3 protein-coding genes and 1 pseudogene are annotated in these 2,023 nt (G+C 48.2%); all 4 read right to left on the reverse strand.

Annotation, left to right across the window (positions count from 1 at the left end):
- A pseudogene (locus Q0191_RS10480) lies at nucleotides 1–149 on the reverse strand (MFS transporter); the annotation flags it as partial.
- A gap of 4 nt (nucleotides 150–153) precedes the next feature.
- Nucleotides 154–747 carry a dephospho-CoA kinase gene (coaE, locus tag Q0191_RS04880; protein ID WP_297664339.1) on the reverse strand — a complete coding sequence of 198 codons (594 nt, stop codon included), beginning with the start codon at nucleotides 745–747 and terminating at the stop codon, nucleotides 154–156.
- 5 nt (nucleotides 748–752) lie between these two features.
- On the reverse strand, nucleotides 753–1,577 hold the full coding sequence (gene mutM, locus Q0191_RS04885; RefSeq protein ID WP_297664341.1) for a DNA-formamidopyrimidine glycosylase: 825 nt from the start codon (nucleotides 1,575–1,577) through the stop codon (nucleotides 753–755).
- A gap of 27 nt (nucleotides 1,578–1,604) precedes the next feature.
- Nucleotides 1,605–2,023 (reverse strand): NUDIX domain-containing protein (locus Q0191_RS04890; protein WP_297664343.1); only part of this gene is annotated, 419 nt, incomplete at its 5' end.

The raw sequence follows: 2,023 nt of genomic DNA on the forward strand, positions 1-2,023 counted from the left end.
GCATAGTACTCCACTTCGTGACCATGCGCTCCTAGCTGCTCCACAAAAAGGGGCATAAAAGGAGTGACCAGAGAAATGCTGGCACCTGTCAGGAAGTTCCCAAACCAAGCGATTTTCAGATTATGTTTCCAATTTACTTGTACCGTGATAGAATCATCTTCTTTCTGTTTTTAAAAGTTGGTCAACTTGAGCCAAAGTGTCCCCAAGATCGCCATTATTTTCAATAAGAACATCCGCCCTCTTGCGTTTTGCTTGGAGAGATAGCTGAGCTGCTATGCGTTTTTCGGCCTCTTCCTGACTGAGAGCATTTCGAGCCATGAGACGGTTGAGCTGAGTTTCCTTCGTCACATCCACCAGCCAGATTTGGTCAAACCAGTTATCATATTCTAACTCAAACAGCAAGGGAAGATCCATGAAAAAGACAGCCTCAGTTTCTGCCAACAAGTTTCGTCTGCGAGCCAGTTCCTCGCGGATTATTTCGTTCTGAAGCTGGCTGGACTGCGCCAAGACTTCAGGATTCCCAAAAATCATAGCTCCCAGCTTAGGTCGATCCAAGCGCCCATCTTCCTGTAAGATAGCTGAGCCAAAAGTAGATAAAAGAGCTTGGTAAAGCCGTCCGCCTGGCTCCTGCAGGTCATGCACTACCTGATCCGCATCAATGACTTGGTAGCCCTGCTGCCTCAAAAACTCTGTCACTGTTGACTTACCCGAAGCAATACCACCAGTGATACCGATAATTTTTGGCATGGCAGCTACCTCGCTTTCTGGCAGTGAGGACAGAGATGAGTACCGCGTCCACCCAGCTTAATTTTTTCAATCGGACTGCCACATCTAGCACAAGGCTGACCAGTCTTTCCATAGACCTGCAGAAAATCCTGCATCGTGCCATCTTCGCCCAAAGCATTGCGGTAGGTCCGAATGGTCGATCCTCTCTTTTCAATCCCAAGCTGCAAAACTTCTATAATCTGCTCACGCAGTCGCTTAACTTCGGCAGGCTTCAGACTAGCTGCTGGCCTTGCCGGATGAATCCGCGCCCGCCAAAGGGCCTCATCTACATAGATATTGCCCAGACCAACGACCAAGGTCTGCTCCAGCAAATAGGGTTTGATGGGCTTCTTGGAACGACCCAAAGCTGCGGCAAAAGGCGGCAAAAGAAAGTCCGCCTCTGTCGGCTCAGGACCAAGCTTTCTAGCAGCAAAATAAGCCTCCAGCTGGTCCTTTCTCAAGAGCTCCATGGTCCCAAACTTGCGGACATCCTCATAAACAAGCGTCCCACCATCCGTCATCTCGAAAAAAACATGGGCATGCTTACGCTCAGGCACCGCATCTGGATAAAAAAGATACTTGCCTTCCATTCGCAGATGGGAAACCAGCACTCCACCCGTCAGATAAAAGAGCAAATACTTGCCCCGACGGCCAATCTTTTCAATGGTCTGACTTGGCAAGTCATGGACCAAAGCATCCACTCCCGTAGCAATCATTTTGGCATAGCGGACCTGCACCTGCCCAATCGTCTTGCCAACAACTAGACGCTCCAAACCCCGCCGAACCGTTTCCACTTCAGGTAATTCAGGCATAAAGCTCCTTTCTTAGTATTCTCAATATCAAAGCCCCATAGCAAAGCTGTCCGAGAAATACTCATCCAGCATCAGGCGGTGTTTATCCGATACATTTTCCAGCTCTGCTATTTCTTCTTTAGAAAAAAAGCCTAAACGCAGTGTTTCCTCATTGTGAAAATTGGAAATATCAACATTCTCCAGTGCCTGCAATTCATACAGAAAGACAACTGTCTGCACTTTGTCACCATTAGGATAAGTTTCAGCAAAATTAGTGTAGACATTCAGCAAGCGCTTGGCTTCAACAGCAATGCCTGTCTCTTCGTAAAATTCGCGCACGGCTGCTTGCAAAGAAGTCTCCTCGAGCTCCATAGCTCCACCAGGAATCGCCCATGTTTTCTTATCGCCTCGCAACTGCAGAAGCACACGACCCTCCTCGTCTGCCAGAATTCCACCAGCAAAATTCA

This window comes from uncultured Streptococcus sp. (genome assembly GCF_938036805.1).
Lineage (GTDB): Bacteria > Bacillota > Bacilli > Lactobacillales > Streptococcaceae > Streptococcus.

Excerpts from the sequence above, each read along its gene's own strand:
- coaE (WP_297664339.1), bottom strand. The coding sequence starts at position 747 with ATGCCAAAAATTATCGGTATCACTGGTGGTATTGCTTCGGGTAAGTCA.
- mutM (WP_297664341.1), bottom strand. The coding sequence starts at position 1,577 with ATGCCTGAATTACCTGAAGTGGAAACGGTTCGGCGGGGTTTGGAGCGT.